Origin of the sequence: Pseudolactococcus laudensis, assembly GCF_013449735.1 — a bacterium.
GTDB classification, from domain to species: domain Bacteria; phylum Bacillota; class Bacilli; order Lactobacillales; family Streptococcaceae; genus Pseudolactococcus; species Pseudolactococcus laudensis.
This window is the reverse complement of the sequence record NZ_JACBNY010000058.1, coordinates 1-2471: the sequence shown is the minus strand read 5'-3', so window position 1 is coordinate 2471 and position 2471 is coordinate 1. Positions and strand designations below refer to the sequence as shown.

4 protein-coding genes are annotated in these 2471 nt (G+C 29.3%); 3 read left to right on the top strand and 1 reads right to left on the bottom strand.

Annotated elements, in window-relative coordinates:
- Positions 1-206 precede the first annotated feature (206 nt).
- Positions 207-530, top strand: a complete 324-nt coding sequence (locus HZR21_RS11410; protein ID WP_180747707.1) for a hypothetical protein — start codon at positions 207-209, stop codon at positions 528-530.
- Between the two features lie 168 nt (positions 531-698).
- On the top strand, positions 699-824 hold the full coding sequence (locus HZR21_RS11985; RefSeq protein ID WP_259276414.1) for a hypothetical protein: 126 nt from the start codon (positions 699-701) through the stop codon (positions 822-824).
- Between the two features lie 431 nt (positions 825-1255).
- Here HZR21_RS11985 and HZR21_RS11405 read toward each other — a convergent pair whose 3' ends face one another.
- Positions 1256-2167 (bottom strand): Rgg/GadR/MutR family transcriptional regulator, encoded by a 912-nt coding sequence (locus HZR21_RS11405; RefSeq protein WP_180747706.1) that lies wholly within the window; start codon positions 2165-2167, stop codon positions 1256-1258.
- A gap of 198 nt (positions 2168-2365) precedes the next feature.
- Between HZR21_RS11405 and HZR21_RS12240 the strand changes: the two genes are divergently transcribed.
- A partial coding sequence (locus tag HZR21_RS12240; RefSeq protein WP_180747705.1) for a transposase occupies positions 2366-2471 on the top strand: 106 nt, incomplete at its 3' end.

The following is a 2471-nucleotide window of genomic DNA, read 5'->3' as shown; positions in this document are numbered from 1 at the left end:
GGATTGACCAGAATGATAGAAGGCGATAAGGGTTTCTTTAAATTCTTTTGAGTAGCGTTTTTTCATGTTTTTGTCCTTTGTCTAAATTATACAATAGTGACTCTAAGATTTAAGGATAACATCAAAATATAGGTGATAATAAAGTCAAATATAAAGAAATGGAGATGTTATATTTTTGGTTTTCTACTTTGATAGTAGGGTTGGAAATGCAAGAATCCACACCATTTAAAGGACAATTCATTGTACCCAAATCCATCATATCGGATGAATATTGTCATTTAATTGATCTAAAATATTTCAAACTTTCTTCTAAAGAAAAAAAGTTTATTCGTTATAGTCTCCATCAATATTTTGTTTACCACCAAATGTTTGGTATTGCGTATTGTCCTTATGAATATGTCTATTTTAAAGATGATGTTGGAACGAAGGCAGATATGTTATGGGAAAAGTTAAGAAAAGTATTAATCAGTCGAGAATTATTTCACATGACATTAATGAGACATCCAACACTTGAATTTTATATGAAGTAAATTTTTAAAATACTTCTTTATTATTCGAAGAAAGAGTGTCGCATTTTTCTATGTATTTATTCTTCTATTGCTTATCAAATGGTAGTAGATAAGTTAAGACAGAGGTTCGTAAATACCTCGTTTCAGTTTGTTAATACACCTAATGAAGCAGATATAGTTATTTCTGAGATGCCATTACGAGTATTTAAAGATGATACACCAATCATCTGCTTTATCAACAGTATTCTGATAGAGAAGGAGTGGAAAAATATTGATATCGCGATTACTAAATGGGAAGTTCTTCAAAATAAGTAATGGCCTTCTTACTAAGTTTCTAGGTGTGATTCTCTAGTTTATTAAAGACTAATAACCTAATTCTATGAATCACTATAAATAAAATTGAGTTTTATCTACTAATTTTTAAGAATGTATCTTTTGTCTATTCGGAAATAAAATCTCTCATATTTGATGTGCTAGCCAAATAGTAGGAGGTGATTGCTAACCTAGTTTTGTTAAGTATTATATGCTCGTATCCAAGATCAAACTAAGCTAGGGGAAGGAAGATTATATTTTGGGGAAGAGCTACCCTTCTTGATTTGCCATTTAAATACTCTTTAATAACCATGGATGTGAATTATGGCTAGTATTTTGACATGAAAAATGACCTCTAAAAGTTAGATTTTGTCCAGATTTATGGGGAACACTATATTTTAAGTCTATATTTAGGAGTCACATCATTGGCTGAGTTATTTTTGTGTTGTTTTAAAAGATTGTATATCTTCTGAAATCTCCTTTTCAATCATATTAGCTATTTCAGAGCAATCACAAAATAGCAGTAAGTCTTGGCATTTTTTAATTGTGTCCAAGGCTTCATTATTACCTTCTAAATAAGCAAGTCTTGCTTTACTATAAACAATAGTTATTTTTTCGTATGTAAAGTAATCATGTATTTTTGTATTTTCAAGATAGTTAATGAATTTATTTGCATAATCAAAGTTTTTACTTTTTGTGAATATATCAATAAGATTAAGTACCGCTTTAATTATCATTTGCTTAGTATAATGTAGATTAATGTTTTTTTGAGTGGGGTTAATCATCTTCTCTCCGAGAAGAGATAAGGTTGGAATATCAAAAATTGGTACACATTGTCCGAAAAGTTTGATTTCATATTGTCCCCATTCTTTGAGATGTTGAAGATATAATTTCACAAATTCAACTTCTTTTTTCGATATATTATTATAATTTGAATCAAGAGTTGAGATAATAGATTTCAGTCTAATTTTATCTAACTTGAATTTTTTATTTTCATTTTTTTTAGAAGTCTCGAGCTTGTATAGCATATCTTTCAATTTGAGAATATTTCCAGAAGTATAAGCTTCGGAAACCTCTGTACTATAAGGGAGGATAGCTTCAGAATTTAGATAATCGTTGTAAGCGTTCTGAAATTCAACCATATCCACGTTGATGTTTTTAAGGAGGTTAAAAAAAGTAGTTGTTAGTGGAACAGTCTTTCCGTTTTCAAAGTTTGAAAGCTGTGAAATGCTCATTTCATGATTAGTAGCTTCAAGCTGAGAAAATCCTTTAGATAGTCGTAAAATTTTGAAAGTTCTACCGTAAGAAGCCTCTTTAATGGAATATAATTTTTCTGTTTTCTTCATTTTATTTACCTCGACTTATTAAATTTAATAAGTGTTAAAAAATATGAAATAAGGCGATTAAGCCTTATTTTAATTAGGAGAAGTTATTAAAACGTAAATTATTTGATTTATATTTTATGCTAAAAAATAAATGTTAGATTTGATGTTATCCTTAAATCTTAGAGTCACTATTGTATAATTTAGACAAAGGACAAAAACATGCAAAAACGCTACTCAAAAGAATTTAAAGAAACCCTTATCGCCTTCTATCATTCTGGTCAATCCGTCACCCAGCTGTCTAAAGAATACGACGTGGCCCCTGCAA

What these genes read in the sequence shown, in the direction of transcription:
- HZR21_RS11985 (WP_259276414.1), top strand. Translation starts at nt 699, where the DNA reads ATGCCATTACGAGTATTTAAAGATGATACACCAATCATCTGCTTTATC.
- HZR21_RS11410 (WP_180747707.1), top strand. Translation starts at nt 207, where the DNA reads ATGCAAGAATCCACACCATTTAAAGGACAATTCATTGTACCCAAATCC.
- HZR21_RS11405 (WP_180747706.1), bottom strand. Translation starts at nt 2,167, where the DNA reads ATGAAGAAAACAGAAAAATTATATTCCATTAAAGAGGCTTCTTACGGT.